Consider the following 16,890-nt stretch of genomic DNA (forward strand, 5'->3'; position numbering starts at 1 on the left):
CCAGTTCGCGGTCGGCAGGGATCGTCAGTAGTGTCCGGCCAGTTCCCGGTGGACGGTCCGGTTGCCGTAGAGGTAGGCGCCCTTCTTGTTGCCCCACCAGACGACCTCCCGGCACCATGTCGCGAAGTCGTCATAGGCTTGGCTGGAGCGCTCGATATGGACAATGGCCGGGCTCCGGGGCAGCTCGCCGGCTGGCTGCGGCTCGCCCGGTTCGCCCTGGAGTTCATCGGCGTAGAGGCCGAGGACGTCGAACTCGACTTTCACGTCAAGGTCGTCGCGCACGAAGGGCTGCTTGACCAGGGCATGGTTCAGGCGGACGGCATCGGCGATCGCCTCCGCCGCGGCTCCCCGCACTCCGGTCACTTCGCGGATCAGGCGTCCGCCTTCCGCATGGAAGTCGCCGAGCCTGCCCTCGGCGGTCAGCTTGATGAATATGTATTCGTCCGCCGGCCAGTAGATATCCAGCCATTCCGGGGCATGGACGTATTCCGGCCCGCCCTGCTGGATCGACCGCGCTTCGGCCATCAGGAAGTCGCGGATCTCGCCGAGCAGCGGATAACGGCCGGCATCGACATCCACGAAGGCTTCGATCAGCGTCCGGTAGGGTGTTCCCGCCAGCGAACGGGCGGCGATGATCGGGATCTGGAAAAGCTTGTCGAAATGCAGCAAGGCGGCGATCCAGCAGAACGTCCGGGTGCGGCGCCAGTCTGCCGGCGGCATCGCCGCGGTGGCGACGACCAGTTGCTGGCTCTCCGGGACGTCGTCCTCCATATCCTCCCGCCGCCCATGGATGTTGATGATATCGGACTGGACGGTGACCATGCCGTGGCGGGCCTGGTATTCCGGATCTCCCATTTCGGCATTGGGCAGGATCGAGAGGTTGTTGAACTGGATGCGGTTGTGCTGGCCGCTTTCCATCAGCCGGTCGACGCCGCCGACGAAGCTCTCATAGGTTTCGCCGGGAAGCCCCAGGATCAGGTCGGAGTAGGTCTCCACCCGGTCCCGGGCAAACCGCCGCTGAAGTTCCAAATAGGCGTCCAGCGATATGTTCTGCCGCTTGATGCTGGCCAGGGTCGTCGCGTCCAGGCTCTGCATGGACAGCGCGACTCCCTTGTTCAGTCCGGCGTCGGATAGGATCTTCTGGGTCTCATAAGCCCGCTCGGTCGCGTTCTTGGTGTTCTGCACCGACAGCGCATGGGGATAGCCGGTGCGCGCCTTCGTCTCCGCAACGAAGCGGGAGATCTCGACATCCCGCTTGAGGATCCCGAAATTGGCGTCGCAGCAGAAGATATACTCGATCCGACGGTCCGCGAACCACTCGACCTCGCGCCTCAGCCGCTCCATGGCGAATTGCCCGACCTTCGACGCCGTCGCCGATCCCCAGTCGCAGAAGGTGCATTGGAACGGACATCCCCGGTTCGTCTCCCACAGTCCGATCCAGGTTTCGCTGGGATGGGCCTCGATCAGGGGATCGAACACGCCGGTCAGGAAAGGTGACGGGATCTCGTCCAGGTCGCGGATGCGGGGGCTGGCCGGGTTGTTCCGGAACGTGCCGTCCGGTGCGATGAAACTGATGCCGGGAACGTCGTGCCAACCGCCGTCCTGCAGGCTCTCCAGCAAGGCCAGGTATGCGCGCTCGCCTTCGCCATGGACGGCGACGTCGATGAAGGGATGCTTCCGCAGGAACTCTTCGCACCGGTCGGGGACATGGGGGCCGCCGAAGACGATCACTGTCCGGGGGCACAGCTTCTTCAGGCGGCGCGCGATCTCCACCGAGATGCGGGCGTTCCAGACATACAGGCTGAACCCGGCGACATCGACCCCCAGCAACTGCTCGACGGCCTGCCATACCGGCATCCGCCGGTAGACAGGCAGCCGGAACTCGTACCGCGACGGTTCCCGCGCATGCCGCTGGACGAAGGCCTGGAGGACACCGAGGGAATAGGGCAGATAGCTTTGGCCGGAAAAGCTGTTGTTGATCTGGACTTGGCCGATAGCCAGGGTGCCGGTGGTCATGCTGCCGCCCCTATCATATTGCTCCAGCGCCGCTTAATCTGGCTCGATAATCCGAACGACGCCGGCCGAGAGGCATTGGCCGGACAGCACCGGCCGAACGGCACAAGCAGGTATGGCCAACGTCGTAAGGCCCAGCATTGCCAAAATGCGCTTAGTAATTCCTTAAGAAGCTGCCGCGAGCCTGATGTAACTTTCCATCGCGCCTGAACACATGCTTCGAATTGCAGGTAGACGACATGACGGAGCGCAGCGCTTCCCTTCAAGCCGCCGGCCGGGTCGCCCTGGTGACGGGAGCGAGCCGCGGTATCGGTGCCGCGACCGTGATCAGCCTAGCGGGCGCCGGATACCGCGTCGGCGTTAACTATCGCACCGGCGAAGCCGAGGCGGCAGCCGTCGTCGCCCGCATCCGGGCGGCGGGCGGCACGGCGGCGGCGATCCAGGGCGATATCGCCCGGGAGGAGGATGTCGTCAGGCTCTTCGCGGAGGTAGACCGCGCCTTGGGGCCGCTCTCGGCCCTGGTCGCGAATGCCGGCATCAGCGGCGGCTTCGGCCGGATCGACGACGTCACTGGCGACACGCTGCGCGCCGTCTTTGAAACCAATGTCTACGGGACGTTCTGGTGCTGCCGCGAGGCGGTTCGCCGCCTGTCCACCGCCCATGGCGGACAGGGCGGCGGGATCGTGCTGGTATCGTCCCAGGCCGCCCGGTTCGGCGGCAACCGGCTCGGTCCCTATGCCGCCTCCAAGGCGGCGATCAATGCGCTGACGATAGGCCTTGCGCGCGAAGTGGCGGCCGAGGGCATCCGGGTCAACGCCGTCAGTCCCGGCGTCATCGAGACGGACCAGCAGTCGGACATCCCGGCCGACCGCCGCGCGGCGCTGGAGGCGAGCATTCCGATGGGCCGGCTGGGCACGCCCGAAGAGGTCGCCGAAACCATATGCTGGCTGTTGTCGGACAGTTCGTCCTATGTCAGCGGATCGATAATTCCGGTTCACGGGGCGCGCTGAAGGCGGTCCGCGCCGCCTGCCGGACGGTCTTCAGCAGGTCGGAACCGTCGAACAGATGGCCCGGAATGCCCGCCGCCGCCGCCGCCTCGATATCGGTCGACCGGTCGCCGATCAGGAAGCTGCCAGGCCGCTCGACCGGCCACTCCGCAAGGGCACGCAGCAGCATTCCCGGTTTCGGCTTGCGGCAGTCGCAGCTAAGCCTGAGTGCGTGGTGGACGGCGTCGGGATGATGCGGACAGAAGTAGAAGGCATCGATATGGGCACCGGCGGACGCCAGTTGCGCCGCCATCCAGCCGTGCAGCGCATGCACCGCCGCCTCGTCGTAATAGCCGCGCGCAATGCCGGACTGGTTGGTCACCACGAACACTAGGTAACCCTGCTCGTTGAGCCACCGGATGGCGGCCATCGCACCCTCTACCCAGACGAAGCGGTCGGGACTGTGGACATAGCCGTGATCCAGGTTGATCACGCCGTCCCGGTCGAGAAACGCCGCGGGGCGGCGGACCGGCATCTGCCCGGCAAAGCGCCGTTCAGAGCGGAGCATCGACCGCGTCTTCGACGAAACCGCAGAGAAGGTGTCCGACCGCGATATGCATTTCCTGGATACGCGCGGTATCGGCCGAGGGCACCCTGACGCAGAGGTCGCACAAATCGGCCATCGCGCCGCCGCCCTCGCCCGTCAGGCCGATGGTCGCGATGCCCATCCGCCGCGCCGTCTCGAGCGCGCGAACAATGTTCTCGCTGGTGCCGCTGGCCGACAGGGCGACCAGGACGTCGCCGGCACGGCCGATCCCGGCCAATTGGCGCGCAAAGATGTCCTGGAAGCCATAATCGTTGCCGATCGCCGTCAGAGCCGAGGTGTCCACCGTGAGGGCGATGGCGGCCAGGGGCCGCCGATCCCGCCGGTAGCGTCCCGTCAGCTCCGCCGCGAGATGCTGGCTGTCGGCGGCGGAACCGCCGTTGCCGCAGAACAGGATCTTGTTGCCGGCCCGCAAGGCCCGGATCAGGCGGACCGCGGCCGCCGCGACGACCGGACCGCAGGACCTCAGCGCCTCGAAGTTCCGCGCGATGTCCCGGAACGCCCGGTCGGCATCGGCGGCCATCAAACCCTCGATCGTGACCTGTTCCATGGCGTGTCCGTACTGGAAAATGCGGGGGGACGGCCATGATCCCGCAATTTTGTTAACGAGATCCTCCATATCGGCACCCGCCCAGCGGCGTGATGAAATTATTTACCATTTGCCGTTAAATCTGCGGACCGCGGATCGCCCGCATCCACGCGATCGGAGACTTGAATCCGAGCTTGGAATTGAGCTGGGTGCAGCCCGGCTCGGCTATCGCGGGAGGACTTCATGGAGTTGGGGACTTTCATCGATTCGCTCCATACGTCCCCGGCCCTGGAAAACGTGGAATCGCTGAAGACACTCGGAAAGGTGCTGGCCGGTATGGAGGACGATGCCGAGCGGCGCATGGTCCTGACGGCTCTCGACCTTGACGGCGTCCAGGGTACCGAGGAAACATCGATCTTTCTCCGTACCCAGAGGAACCGTTACCGGGAACCGGTCGGCCGGCTGGCGGCACGGACGGATGAGCCCTTCGTGGGGCGTTTCGCGATCTGGAGCCTCGCCCACTTCGCTGCCGCCAGCGTCCAGGTGTTCGGGTGTCACCCTGCGCATCAAGCCATGCGGGAGGCGGCGATCCACCTCGCCGTCGGCAGCCTGTTAGACTGCTTCGCCGGCATGGCGTCGGTTCCCAAGGCCATGGGCTGGATGCCGAGGCTGTCCGAATCGCCGGGTATCGGCAACGACGAACCGTTCTGCCGGGATGCCTTCCAACTGACCCGCGCCGGCGGCCTCAGCATCTTCCACACTCCGGAGGATCTCGGCCAGACACCTGTCGCCACGATCGTCTGCTCACCCGGCCTGGACGAGGCGTCCCTGGTCGCCCTGTTGAACGACTTCCTTCCACGGTGCGACCGCTTCGCCAAGATCGTCTGCTTTCCGGCGGACAAAGCCGCGTCCCGGCTGGTCGCGAACGAGATCGGCGATTTCGACGGGCGCCTGACGATGAGGGAGAAGGTGCTCGGCCGGATCTTCTACGATTGGGACAGCCGCACCCTGGAGGTTCGCCCTCTGCGCATCTGCATGATGGAGGCGGGACTGCCGCGGCCGGAGATCCGGCTGGGCCGTGCGCCGACCCCGCGCGAAACCCTGGGTACGCTGGTCGGCGCCGGCCTCCCGGCCCCGGGCGTCCGGCATGAGATGTACGCCTGGGGCCTCCTGCGGCAGCCGACCCCGGCGCCGGAATTCGTACCAGTGAGTCGGAAAGCAGATGTCGCCGCCGTCGCACAGGACGTAAGGACCGACATTAAGCCGATCTATCTCAGCCATTTCAGCCATTGCCGCGTGGCAATGCCGTCGGCGATCGTGTTTTCCGGGGACTACGTCTACCGCCCGTCGCTCGAGACAATGACGGCATTCGAGAACTTCTTCCACGGCCTGCATTCCGCCGGCGAGGAAGACAGGATCGTCGTCAGCCGCTATCTCCACTCCGACCGCGCCGGCAGCGAGTTCGTACCGGGCCGCAGTTTCCACGCGCTCAACATCTCGACCCACAACTTCGGACACTTCATGTCCGAGGTCTTCACCAAGATGCTGGTCCTAAGCGATATCGGCGCGGACGGGTACGACCACGTCGTGGTTCCCGACAATTTCCTCGACTTGGCGAGGCAGGGCTGCGAAATCCTGGACATCGACCCGGCAAAGCTGATGTCCATCGGGGACGGCAAGGTCTTCGAACATCTGACCTACGCCAACTGCAACCAGGACAGCTACCTTGGCACGGTCGCCGAAGGTCGCCATGCCGCCCGCCCGTTCCGCCTGCCCGATGTCGAGGGCGGCGACCGGATCTACCTGTCGCGGCTCGACGCCTCCCATCGCTTCATCATGAACGAGCAGGAAGTGATCGATGTCGTCCGGTCCAGAGGATTCGAAGTGCTGACGGGCCGGGGCATGGGCCTCGCCGAGACCATCGCGCGCGTCCGCAAGGCCCGGATCATCGTCGGCACCTCCGGCCCGTTCGCGCAGGCGCTGATCTTCAAGCAGCCGGGGTCGGTCTTCATCGAGCTCGCTTCCGAAGAGTTCTTCGCCATCAACCAGAGCGGACGCTGGAGAATGCCCACAAAGGATGCATGGCACGTGGGGCTCGTGACCGGCACCCGGCTGGGCACTGTCACCGGGCCGGGCTTCACATGGTCCGGAGCCGACGAGGAGTACATGCGCTACATGACAAACTTCATGATAAGGCCGAACGAACTGCGCGAGGTTCTGGACCGGGCACTCCAGGCACTAGGCTGAAGCGCCGGATGGAACAGCACCGCGGCGGAGAACACCGGGACATGCCCCAACCACCCTTGCCCCAGCCGCCCTTGCCCCGCCAAGCCGTCTTTCTCGTGGGCGGGCGGGGCAGCCGGCTCGGTGCCCTGACCGACGACGCCCCCAAGCCGATGCTGACGGTCGGCGACCGTCCCTTCCTGGACCACCTGATCGGCGAGGCGGGCCGGTTCGGCATCGAACGCGTCCTGTTGCTATGCGGTTACCGGGCAGGTCACATCGCCGACCATTACGCCGGACGCCGGTTCGACGGCGTAACGCTCGACATGATCGTCGAAACCGAGCCGGCCGGTACGGGCGGCGCCGTGCGCCACGCTGCCGACCGGTTGGACGACATCTTCTTCCTAGCCAACGGAGATTCCTGCTTCGACATAAACTGGCTCGACCTTGCCGCCTGGGATGCCGGGAACGAAGTGGTCGGCCGGATGGCGCTGCGGGCCATTCCTCCCGGCGGACGCTACGGAAGGGTGACACTCGAGAACGGACGGGTCACCGCCTTCCATGCCGCCTCGGGTGGGTTTGACGGGCCGATGAATGCTGGTCTCTACGTCCTACGGCGCGAGGTGCTCGACTGGATCGAGCGGGTTCCCTGCTCGCTGGAACAGGACGTGTTCCCTCGCCTCGCATCGGCGGACCGGCTGGCGGGACGCGTCTACGACCGCTTCTTCCTGGATATCGGCGTCCCGGACGACTATGCGCGCAGCCAGACCGAGGTGCCGGCCTTCCTGCACCGGCCGGCGGCGTTCCTGCGGCTCGATTGCCTGCTCCATGACGGCCTGCTCCACGACGGCGGCCTGCGCTGGATGCCCAACGCACGGGCAGCGGTCAAGCGGCTCAACGACAACGGCTACTACGTGTTCGTCATGGGCGAAGGCTTGGCTGCGCGGGGAGCGGCGATCCGGCGGATCGCCAAGGACCTGCGCGCCATCGGCGGCCATCTCGACGATGTCGTGGAGGGTGTCGACGGCGTTGCCAGCGCGATCGGACAGTGTCTTGAACGCTGGCTGGCGAAGCCGTGCGGCAGCTTTCTCGCGACCGGGCGTCGGGACGATCTGGCGGCGTCCGCCGCCGCCGGTCTGCCCGTCTACCTGATCGCCGCGGGCGGTTTGCCCGATGTCGTAGCGGCCCTTACGTGACCGACCCGAGCGCGTCCTCCAGCCGAACTCCGAGGGGCAGGGAGAAGGCCGCCTGTTCGCCGCCGACGGTCCTTACGGCAAGGAACTCCACGCTTTCCCCCGCGACCTCCACCGTATTGCGGCGGATCGCCACCGGCCGGTTCGGTTCGACCTCGGGACGGTTGGTGACGACGTAGCGCATCCCAAGACAGGTCCGTTCGACCGTGTTGCCGTAGACCCTGAACCGGTTGCGGCCCAACAATTTTGTTGGGATATAGTGGCCGGTCAGGGATTTCCGCGAGCGGCTCGGATCGACGTTGGGCAGCGCGCCGTGGATGACGTCGCCGTGCCAGATCAGGGCGTCGCCAGCCGCGAGGTCCGGTACGAACCGCTTGGCTTCCAGCCCGCCCATGGTCCGTTCGAGCGCGTTGAGATAGGCGGCGTTGTCGGCGTTGAACAACTCCACCCCTGGCCCCTCGACGTGGGAGTCGGCGACGACGTAGAAGCGGCCTGCATCCACATGGATGTCTTCCAGCGCCAGCCAGAAGCCGATCATGGCGCCGCGCGGTTCGGAATCGATGTAGTAGGAATCCTGATGCGGCTCCGTCCCTGGATTGAAGTCGAAGAACATCGACTGGTGAAGGCAATATTCGGCATAGTCAGGGTTCAAGTCCGCCAAGCGGTCCTGGACTTCGCGGCTGCACAGGATCGACAGGGCCAACCCGGAAAAGCCGGGATAGTTCTCAAGGACGTGCGGGTTCTTCAGGCCTTCGGCGAGGTAGCCGAACTCGGTCAGGCGGTTGGGCGCGTCGTAGGCATGGGGATGACGGCTGTCGCCCGACTCGCGGCGGAAGCGCGGCTGGCGGGCCAGCACGTCGTCCGCGTTCAGCACCGTGGCGCGGTATTCCACCAGCAGCCTCTCGATGCGGTCAGCTGGGATCAGGTCGCGGCACAGCAGGAAGCCATGTTCAGACCAGTCGTTCCGCATCATGTCGCTCCTTTCTTCATGCGTAAGTAGCGCTGGGCCAGCCGCTCCGCTCCGGGCGTGCGGCAGTGTCGATCGTCGTCAGTCGGCGTCGCGGACGAACTCTTGCCTCCGATCGTCGAGGAACGAAGATCGACCTATCGAATGCGCTGGCGGGTGCCGGAGACCAGGGCATGCGGTAGCCGTGAGCAAGGGTTATCCGGTAGACGTCCATCTCGACGATGCAGCCCAATAAATGATTCAATCCTTGATGAAATAGCCTTGGGGTTGGGTGGACCACGCGAAGCGGCGCCACTTCGGCTTGTAGCCGATCCGGTCGAAATACTCGTCCGCCGCGGCGGACTCGCCCTGCCAGGGAATGAGGCCGTATTCATCGAAGACGACGACCCCACCGTTGACCACCAGCGGGAAAAGGTGTTCCAGGGCCGCCCGCGTTGGCTCGTAGAGATCGGCGTCCAGATGCAGCAGGGAAATCCGCAGGCCTGGATTTTCCTCCAGGAAGCGCGGCAGGCTTTCCTTGACGTCGCCTTCCACGAGATGGCTGCGGGCGACGCCGGGGATGAGGTTGTCCTGGTTATGGACGTCGATCAGCTCGAGGATCTCGCCGCGCACGTCGCTCGTCTCGAAACCGCCCGGCATCTTGCCGTCGCGCGGGTCCATCGCCCCGTCCTTGGCGTTGAAATCGGTCAGCCCCTGGAAATGGTCGAAGCCGAAGACCTTGCGCCGTCGGTCGGTCGCGCAGAAAGTTTCCATCAGCTTGTGCCAGGTCAGGAAGCTCGACCCCCGGTAGACGCCGATCTCGACGAAGCATCCCGGCAGGTCCAGCGCCATCTTGAACAGTTCGTAATGGGCCAGGAACCGGGTCAGGTGCTGGCGCCGCACATAGCTGGGCCACAGCGACAGGACATGTTTCAGGCTGTGGCCGTGGTCCTCCACGGTTCCGGTGACCCGCTCCCAATAGTCGGCGTCCTGGCGCGTGCGGTGTCCCTGGGTCTCGCCTTGCGGCACGTCGGTGGTCGGTTTGTCCTGGCTCATTACGTCTCGCGGAATACAGTGGAACCGTCCGCCGTAGCACCCGCATCGACGAGGCGTCCGACGGCATCAGCCGAATGGGGGTATGTGTTTTCCGAATTATTTAACACGATAGTCATATGCGGTCAAATTTCCGCAGGGCGATTGCACCTTGCCGGACCGGTCCGTCCACCGCGCCGTTATTTCTTGACGAGGTAGGCGCCGGGATTGCTGCACCAGTGGAAGCGGCGCAGCTCGATGCTCTGCCCGGCGAAGAACTCGTCGACGGCCCGGCTCTCGCCTTCCCATGGCGGGATGCCGTACTCGTCGAAGGCGACGATGCCGCCGGGCACCACCAGCGGCCAGAGCTGTTCCAGCGCGATCCTGGTCGGGCGGTAGAGATCGACGTCGAAATGCAGCAGCGAGATCCGCATGCCCGGATTGTTGGCCACGTAGTCGACCACGGTCTGCTCGATATCGCCCTTGACCAGATGGATCCGCGGCTTGTACGGGATGAAGCGGTCGGCGTCGAAGATCGAGATGACGTCTTCCAGCGGCGCTTCGAACCCGCCGCTGTCGAAGCCGCCGGCCTTCTTCTGCACGTCGCCGACGGCCGCGCCGTCCTTGGGGTCCAGGTCGCCGAAACCGCGGAAGTTGTCGAAGCCGACCACCTTCTTGTGGCGGTCGCCCATGTTGCGCACTTCCAGGAAGTTCGCCCAGGACAGCAGGGAAGTCCCGCGGAACACCCCCAGCTCGACGATGTCGCCCGGCAGGTCGACCGTTGCGCGGAACAGCTCGTAATGGGCCAGGAACCGCTTCAGGTAGGTCCGGCGGGCATAGAGCGGAAAGTTCTTCCAGACTTCCGTCCGCGAGATGTCGAAGGTCTCGAAATGCCGTTCGAGCATCTCCTCGACGTTGTCGTCTGCGTGGAAATTGACGCGCCCGTCGAAGGAAGGTTTGGTCATTCCGGAAACTCCCGCTGCGAGCCGTCCGTCCGGACGAAGCAGCCTTTCTCGATGTCGAAATAATCCTTGTCCGGAAGGGCCTCCGCCGGGATGACGAACCGGTACTCGAAGGACCGCCGGTCGATCGTGCCGTCAGGAGCCGGGATGGTCTGGTGCGGCGCCAGGTCGCCGAACACCAGCGCATCCCCGAACGACAGCTCGAAACGCCGGAGCCCGGCGAAGTCACGGTCCAGGATCGCGGCGCCGTGGTTGCCGAACGCCGCATGGTCCAGCTCGCCGTACTCGCCCTCGGCGAATTCCAGCGAGGCGCATTGGCGCGGGTCGGGCTCCAGCGGCACGAAGCAGGTGATCAACCGGGCATGCTTGCGGGACATCAGCCTTACGTAGCCGGCGTCCTGATGCCACGGCACCAGATGGTCGCCGGCCCTGATATGGCGGATCTGGACGGGAAACAGCAGCCAGGTGAAGGGGCGCAGCCGTTCCACCAGTTCCGCCGGGGCATTGCGCCAGGGATCGTACCAGCGCGGATCGAACCGGAACGCGGAGGTCGAGGCGCCCATGCTGACCCGCAGGGCGTCGTTCTCGTCGAGCACCTGGGACTGCCTGACCTCTTCTTCGCGCAGGAAGTGCTCGCGCACGCTTCCCAGGACGCCGGGGTCGAGCAAGCCCTTCTCGTGGCTAATGAAGCATCTGGTATCGGTCGGCAGCATGGTCTGATCGGCCCTTTCTAAGGCTTGACGGTCGGATCCGACCCTTGTTTCTCCGGCTTCGCCGAAGGGTCTTGTTTCTCCGGCTTCACCGGAAGGTCCATGTAGTCGAAGAAACTGCGCCGCGAGTCGACCAGCCGCCCGAGGGCGACGGTAGCGCCGCCGGGATCGCGTTCGGCCGCGGCGGCAAGGTCGCGTATCGCGGCGACCGTCCGGTCCGGCGGCTGCCGCGCGATGTCCTGCACCAGCCGCTCCATCGCCTCCCGCTGGGAGGGCGAGCCGAGCAGGGCATTCAGTTCGAGCGCATAGTCGAAGTAGCCGGTCAGCAGCGCTACGACGATCAGCACCGCATACTGTCGAGGCGTCGCCGCCGTCCCGTCCGGCGCCGCCGGACCGCCGGGCAAAGGGTCCTTGAAGAACAGGGCATCGGCCCAGAGGGCGCGTTCGCGTCCCAGCCGGGTCCGCTTATCGAGCTGCTTGCGCGACCGACCGGCGAAGTTCAGAAAGCCGAAGAACGAGAATCCCCGCTCCCGCAGGAACCGTTCGACGTCCGAGAACAGCCTTTGTCCCTGATAGAGTTCGCAGAACTCGACCTCGCAGAAGACCGCGACGGTAGTCTCGCGCAATGTCCGCTCGGCGCCGGTCAGGATGTCGTATTCGCTGCCCTGGGTGTCCAGCTTGATGAACTCGCCCCAGGGAAGCCCCCGATGCGGACCGTTCCCTTCCCCGCTTGGACCGTGGTCAGCGAAGACGACCCGGTCCAGGGTCGTCGCCTCCACCTCGATCTCGCCGGTTTTGGCGAACTTCTCCATGGCGTAGCGCCGGGTGAACGCCTCGTTGGGCGGCAGCAGCGAGTGGTTGGTTGGGACCGCCAGCAGATGCAGGGGCATGCGCCCCTCGCGTCCGGCGAGAGCCGCCGGCTCAACTCGAAAATGTGCCCACGGCGTCCCCGATGCCGCCTCGTTCAGCAGCGTTTCGTAACCCTCCGGGTCGGGCTCGAACGCCAGGACGGCCACACGGCCGGCGGCCGGCCTGACGAGGTGGTGCGTACCGCCCCGGGCGCCGATATCGATGAAGGTCAGTGGCTGTTCGGCCAGGAACGCGGCGACGGCCGTTTCCTCGAACAGTGGATGCCCGGTCAGCGCATCGAGTGCCGGATTGGATAGCCAGCCGATCGCATCCTCAAACATCCTGTCCCTCGAACCGCGCCACGAAATCGGCGGCAGCGATCCCGCGGACCGGCACCTGTTCCCGCCTGCCCGTATTGCCGCGGCGGAAAGGCTCGCCGGCCCGAATATAGGTGTTGAGCAGCGCGTAGCGATGGCCATCGGACATATTGCGGTAGGAGCCGTGCGGGAAGTCGCCGTGGAGGAACAGCACCGCTCCCCTGGGAATGCGGACATCCACCCTGTCCAGCCCGTCCGGAATATCGGTTTCCTCGCTCAGGGTATCCGTCCGCTCGTAGGTGATTCCGGCATTCGCCTTGTCCAGCACCTCGCGTACCGGCCGCCGGCCGGCCTTGTGAATGCCGGGATAGCCGTAAAGGCCGCCGTTGGACTTTTCGACATCGACCAGCGCCGTCCAGGCGGATGCGAAGGCGCCGTCCGGGGCTTCGACGAAGTAGTTGTCCTGATGCACGCCCATGCCCATCCGGTCCGGCGGGTTCATGAAAAGCTGGCTCTGCAACCCGAAAGCCTCGCCGCCGACCAGCAGATCCATGACCCGCACGATGGCCGGCAGGCTCATGACCTCGTAGAAGACGGCGTCCATCTTGTGGACGTTCATCTGAGGCCGGAAATCGCCGTTCAAGGCATTGGGCAGGCTGCGGGTCGCGGCGATGACGCGGTCGCACTGTTCGTGGGACAGGACGTCCTGCTCTATGAAGAACCCCTGTTCGTTGAACAGGGCTAGGGCGGCATCGGGGTTCGATCGGAACGAGATTGCTTCGGTCATGACATTCTGCACAGTTGACCTATCCGTAACTGGATAGGACCAAGAGCGTTAATTTTTTTATAATTTACGGCTTGAGCATACGACGAAAGTGAAGTCAGCCATCAGGAAGCAGGGTCAACACGCAGCCATTTCCCTGACAAAGGCGTCCGTGCGGATAACATAACCTAATATGCTTAAATCAAAGGGCTGGGTGTGCGCCATTAACTATTCCGTAAGGATGAGATGAAATAGTCCTTTGAGCCTAACTTCCACTGTGGAGGAAAGGGCATTGCGCGAAATTCAATCTCTTGAGAGTAAATATCTGCCATCAAGAAAATCCTCGATTAGCATAAGCATTTGATAGTCTTGAAACCAGTTTTCGAGCGAATCGGTGAAATGATAGCATGTTGAATCCCGATTTCGAAACTACGGTTACCTCCGTCTACCGGACGATGTATCTCATCCGCCGCGTCGAGCAGGAGATCATCCGCCTTTACCCGACGGACAAGATCAAGAGTCCGGTGCATCTGTCGATCGGCCAGGAAGCGGTCGCGGCGGCGGTCTGCGCCCATCTGACCGTCCGGGACGTGGTGTTCGCCACGTATCGCGGGCACGCCGCCTATCTTGCCAAGGGCGGCGACCTCAACGCCATGATGGCGGAGCTTTACGGCAAGGCGGGCGGCTGCGCGCGCGGCAAGGGCGGCTCGATGCATCTGGTCGATGCCTCCGTCGGCATGGTCGGCACTTCGGCGATCGTCGCATCGGCGATCCCGCAGGCGGTCGGCTACGCCTTCGCAAAGAAGGTCCGGAAGCGTCCCGGCATTGTCGTCAATTTCTTCGGCGAGGGAGCCACCGACGAGGGCGCCTTCCACGAAAGCATGAACTTCGCGGCGCTCAAGGCGCTGCCCATCCTGTTCGTCTGCGAGAACAACTCCTACGCCATATATTCGCGCGTCGAGGACCGCCTTGCCGGACCGGGGTTGTGCGCCCGCGCCGAAGCCTATGGCATCCCCGCCCGCCGGATCGAGGGCGGCGGCGTGCTGGACCTGCTCGATGCCGCGGCGGAGGCGATTGGGGCAATCCGCGTCGGGTCGGGTCCGCGCTTCCTCGAATGCGAGACCTACCGCTGGCACGACCATGTCGGCCCCGGCGACGACCGGCAGTACCGGACCGGCTGCGAAGCGGAGCTCGACAGTTGGATCGCCACAGACCAGGTCGCGGCACTGGCGGAACGCCTGGACCGGACCATCGGTGAAGCGGCACGCCGGGCAGTCGAGCAGGCGGTGGAAATCGCACTGGCGGCGGCGATCGATTTTGCCGAAGACAGCCCCTATCCCCCGGAACAAGAAATTTTCGACCATGTCTTCGCCCAATAGCGACGAACGCGTCCTGACCTATGCCCAGGCGATCGCGGAAGCGATCCAGCAGGAAATGGCCCGCGATCCGGATGTCTTTGTCATGGGCCAAGGGGTCGACGACGCCAAGGGCATGTACGGGACCACCCTGGGCCTTCATGAAGAGTTCGGCGCCGACCGCAACTTCGACGTGCCGCTTGCCGAAGACGCGATGACTGGGATCGGGATCGGCGCGGCACTGGCCGGCCTGCGTCCTATCCAGGTCCATCAGCGAATGGATTTCCTGCTGCTGTGCATGAACCAGCTCGTCAACATGGCGGCCAAGCAGTCGTACATGTTCTCCGGCGCCCATGCCGTGCCGCTGGTGGTGCGCGCCGTCATTGGCCGCAGCTGGGGCCAGGGCGCGCAACACAGCCAGGCGTTCCATTCCTACTTCATGCATGTCCCGGGCTTGAAGGTCGTGGCGCCGACCACGCCGCACGACGTCAAGGGTTGCCTGATCGCCGCGATCCGCGACAACAACCCGGTGGTCTTCGTCGAGCACCGGATGCTCTACGGCTTCAAGGGCATCGTACCCGAGGAAGCCTACGAGGTGCCGTTCGGTCAGGCGCGCCGGCTGACCGCCGGGTCCGACGTCACCATCGTCGCGATCAGCCACATGGTGGTGGAGGCCCTGCGCGCCGGCCATCTGCTGGCGGAGCGCGGCATCGGCGCCGAAGTGATCGACCCCGTCAGTCTGGCGCCGCTCGACATCGCCACCATCGCCGCGTCGGTGAGGCGGACTAGGCGTCTCCTGGTGGTCGACAATGGCTGGTTGAGCTGCGGCGCCAGCGCCGAGATCGTGTCCCAGGTGGTCGAGCGGCTCCAGGGCGAATCCACTTTCAGGGTGAAGCGCCTCGGCTATCTGGCGACCCCCTGCCCGACCACGCGGCCTCTGGAACAGATCTTCTATCCGACATCGCGGTCGATAGCGCTCGCCGCCCATGAGCTCGTCCATGGCGCCGGCGCGCCGACCTGGACCATCGCGCAGGACGATCCGCGCGAGATCGTCGAATTCAAGGGCCCGTTCTGAAGCGGGCGGTAGAGGGAGAACCCGACATGACCAGCACCGACGACCGGAACCCGGCCGATCTTCTTGAAATTGTCCGCGACAGCGTTTCGGCATACTGCGCCGCCGCCCACGACTTCGGCTTCGATCCCGACGCTCCCGTCGTCAGGCTGCACGAGCCGACGTTCGGCGCGGAGGAGATCAACGCGGCGCTGGAATGCATGCTGACGACCCACGTCACCATGGGACGGAAGGTCAAGGCGTTCGAGCGGGAGTTCGCCGACCTGTTCGGCTGGCGGCACGGGGTAATGAACAATTCCGGCTCCTCCGCCAACCTGCTGGCGATCGCCGGCCTGGCCAACCCCGCCGCCCGCGACGGGCTGAAGCCGGGGGACGAGGTGATCGTGCCGGCGCTGTCGTGGTCGACCACGGTGTGGCCGCTGATCCAGCTCGGGCTGGTCCCGGTGATCGTGGACATCGACCCGCTGACCCTGAACATCGATCCGGCCCAGATCGAGCGGGCGATCGGACCGAAGACGCGCGGCGTCATGATCGTCCCGGTCTACGGCAATCCCTGCGACATGGACGCCATCACGGACCTGTGCCGCCGGCACGGCCTGATCCTGATCGAGGACTGCTGCGAGGCGCTGGGCGCCTATTACGACGGCAAGCCGCTGGGCGGCTTCGGCCGGGTCGGCACCTTCAGCTTCTATTACTCCCACCACATGACGACGCTCGAAGGCGGCATCTGCGTCACCGACGACTTCGAGCTGGCGGAGCTCTACAGGATCCTGCGTGCCCACGGCTGGGTCCGCGAGGTCGAGGACCAGCAGGTCTGGTACGACCGCTACCCGCATATCGACAAGCGGTTCCTGTTCGTCAACGTCGGCTACAACCTGCGGCCGACCGAGTTGCAGGGCGCCATGGGCTCGGTCCAGTTGCCGAAGCTGGCCGGGTTCGTCGACACCCGCCGGGCCAATGCCGCGTGGTTCGCGCGGGACCTGTCCAGATTCGGCGAGTTCTTCGACTTCCAGCAGGAAACGCCGAAGGGCCGTCATTCCTGGTTCGGCTTTCCGATCACCGTCCGCGACGAAGCACCCTTCGCCGTGACCGACCTGACCGCATCGCTCAACCGGGCCGGGATCGAGACGCGTCCGATCATCTGCGGCAACATCGCCCTCCAGCCGGCCCTGAAGGACTGGCCCCACCGCGTCGTCGGCGATCTGCGGAACGGGACGCGGGTCATGACCAACGCCTTTTCGTTCGGCAACCATCAGGCGATCGGCGAACAGGCCCGCAGCTACGTCACCGACCGGATCGGCGCCTTCATGCGCGACCGCGGCCTGGCTTGAACGGG

General features: G+C 65.0%; 15 protein-coding genes. 6 read left to right on the forward strand and 9 right to left on the reverse strand.

The annotated features are described in order from the left end of the window. Positions 1 to 24: 24 nt before the first annotated feature. Positions 25 to 2,016: a B12-binding domain-containing radical SAM protein gene (locus N826_RS11660; RefSeq protein ID WP_052831078.1), complete on the reverse strand. Its 1,992-nt coding sequence runs from the start codon at positions 2,014 to 2,016 to the stop codon at positions 25 to 27. 236 nt (positions 2,017 to 2,252) lie between these two features. Between N826_RS11660 and N826_RS11665 the strand changes: the two genes are divergently transcribed. Beyond that, entirely contained in the window at positions 2,253 to 3,023 is a 771-nt protein-coding gene (locus N826_RS11665; RefSeq protein ID WP_044428828.1) for an SDR family oxidoreductase, read from the forward strand. Here the strand turns inward: N826_RS11665 and gmhB are convergent. Next, positions 2,986 to 3,567 carry a D-glycero-beta-D-manno-heptose 1,7-bisphosphate 7-phosphatase gene (gmhB, locus tag N826_RS11670; protein ID WP_211099259.1) on the reverse strand — a complete coding sequence of 194 codons (582 nt, stop codon included), beginning with the start codon at positions 3,565 to 3,567 and terminating at the stop codon, positions 2,986 to 2,988. The genes N826_RS11665 and gmhB overlap by 38 nt on opposite strands. Next, positions 3,554 to 4,153: a D-sedoheptulose-7-phosphate isomerase gene (locus tag N826_RS11675; RefSeq protein WP_169789327.1), complete on the reverse strand. Its 600-nt coding sequence runs from the start codon at positions 4,151 to 4,153 to the stop codon at positions 3,554 to 3,556. The genes gmhB and N826_RS11675 overlap by 14 nt, the downstream gene beginning before the upstream one ends. Before the next feature lie 222 nt (positions 4,154 to 4,375). On the opposite strand from N826_RS11675, the gene N826_RS11680 reads away from it, so the two are divergent. Beyond that, positions 4,376 to 6,379, forward strand: coding sequence for a glycosyltransferase family 61 protein (locus N826_RS11680; protein ID WP_044428830.1), 2,004 nt, complete (start codon positions 4,376 to 4,378; stop codon positions 6,377 to 6,379). Between the two features lie 41 nt (positions 6,380 to 6,420). Next, entirely contained in the window at positions 6,421 to 7,551 is a 1,131-nt protein-coding gene (locus tag N826_RS11685; RefSeq protein ID WP_044429036.1) for a sugar phosphate nucleotidyltransferase, read from the forward strand. Here the strand turns inward: N826_RS11685 and N826_RS39895 are convergent. The 6 genes from N826_RS39895 to N826_RS11715 all read right to left on the reverse strand — a co-directional run bounded on the left by N826_RS39895 (position 7,544) and on the right by N826_RS11715 (position 13,151). Further along, positions 7,544 to 8,521: a phytanoyl-CoA dioxygenase family protein gene (locus tag N826_RS39895; RefSeq protein WP_052831082.1), complete on the reverse strand. Its 978-nt coding sequence runs from the start codon at positions 8,519 to 8,521 to the stop codon at positions 7,544 to 7,546. The genes N826_RS11685 and N826_RS39895 overlap by 8 nt on opposite strands. A gap of 234 nt (positions 8,522 to 8,755) precedes the next feature. Further along, positions 8,756 to 9,550, reverse strand: coding sequence for a TylF/MycF/NovP-related O-methyltransferase (locus tag N826_RS11695; protein WP_044428834.1), 795 nt, complete (start codon positions 9,548 to 9,550; stop codon positions 8,756 to 8,758). A gap of 176 nt (positions 9,551 to 9,726) precedes the next feature. Then, on the reverse strand, positions 9,727 to 10,491 hold the full coding sequence (locus N826_RS11700; RefSeq protein WP_044428837.1) for a TylF/MycF/NovP-related O-methyltransferase: 765 nt from the start codon (positions 10,489 to 10,491) through the stop codon (positions 9,727 to 9,729). Next, positions 10,488 to 11,201 (reverse strand): phytanoyl-CoA dioxygenase family protein, encoded by a 714-nt coding sequence (locus tag N826_RS11705; RefSeq protein ID WP_044428840.1) that lies wholly within the window; start codon positions 11,199 to 11,201, stop codon positions 10,488 to 10,490. The genes N826_RS11700 and N826_RS11705 overlap by 4 nt, the downstream gene beginning before the upstream one ends. A 17-nt stretch (positions 11,202 to 11,218) precedes the next feature. Next, positions 11,219 to 12,388: an FkbM family methyltransferase gene (locus N826_RS11710; protein ID WP_044428843.1), complete on the reverse strand. Its 1,170-nt coding sequence runs from the start codon at positions 12,386 to 12,388 to the stop codon at positions 11,219 to 11,221. Next, on the reverse strand, positions 12,381 to 13,151 hold the full coding sequence (locus N826_RS11715; RefSeq protein ID WP_147040337.1) for a phytanoyl-CoA dioxygenase family protein: 771 nt from the start codon (positions 13,149 to 13,151) through the stop codon (positions 12,381 to 12,383). The genes N826_RS11710 and N826_RS11715 overlap by 8 nt, the downstream gene beginning before the upstream one ends. A gap of 383 nt (positions 13,152 to 13,534) precedes the next feature. Between N826_RS11715 and N826_RS11720 the strand changes: the two genes are divergently transcribed. From N826_RS11720 to N826_RS11730, 3 genes are read left to right on the forward strand one after another with little or no spacing between them, the layout of a single operon-like run. Further along, positions 13,535 to 14,506 (forward strand): thiamine pyrophosphate-dependent dehydrogenase E1 component subunit alpha, encoded by a 972-nt coding sequence (locus N826_RS11720; RefSeq protein WP_044428849.1) that lies wholly within the window; start codon positions 13,535 to 13,537, stop codon positions 14,504 to 14,506. Then, complete coding sequence (locus tag N826_RS11725) at positions 14,490 to 15,557, forward strand: alpha-ketoacid dehydrogenase subunit beta (protein WP_052831084.1); 1,068 nt, start codon at positions 14,490 to 14,492, stop codon at positions 15,555 to 15,557. The genes N826_RS11720 and N826_RS11725 overlap by 17 nt, the downstream gene beginning before the upstream one ends. Before the next feature lie 26 nt (positions 15,558 to 15,583). After that, positions 15,584 to 16,885: a DegT/DnrJ/EryC1/StrS family aminotransferase gene (locus tag N826_RS11730; protein ID WP_052831086.1), complete on the forward strand. Its 1,302-nt coding sequence runs from the start codon at positions 15,584 to 15,586 to the stop codon at positions 16,883 to 16,885. Positions 16,886 to 16,890 lie beyond the last annotated feature (5 nt).

This window comes from Skermanella aerolata KACC 11604 (assembly GCF_000936425.1).
GTDB classification, from domain to species: Bacteria; Pseudomonadota; Alphaproteobacteria; order Azospirillales; family Azospirillaceae; genus Skermanella; species Skermanella aerolata.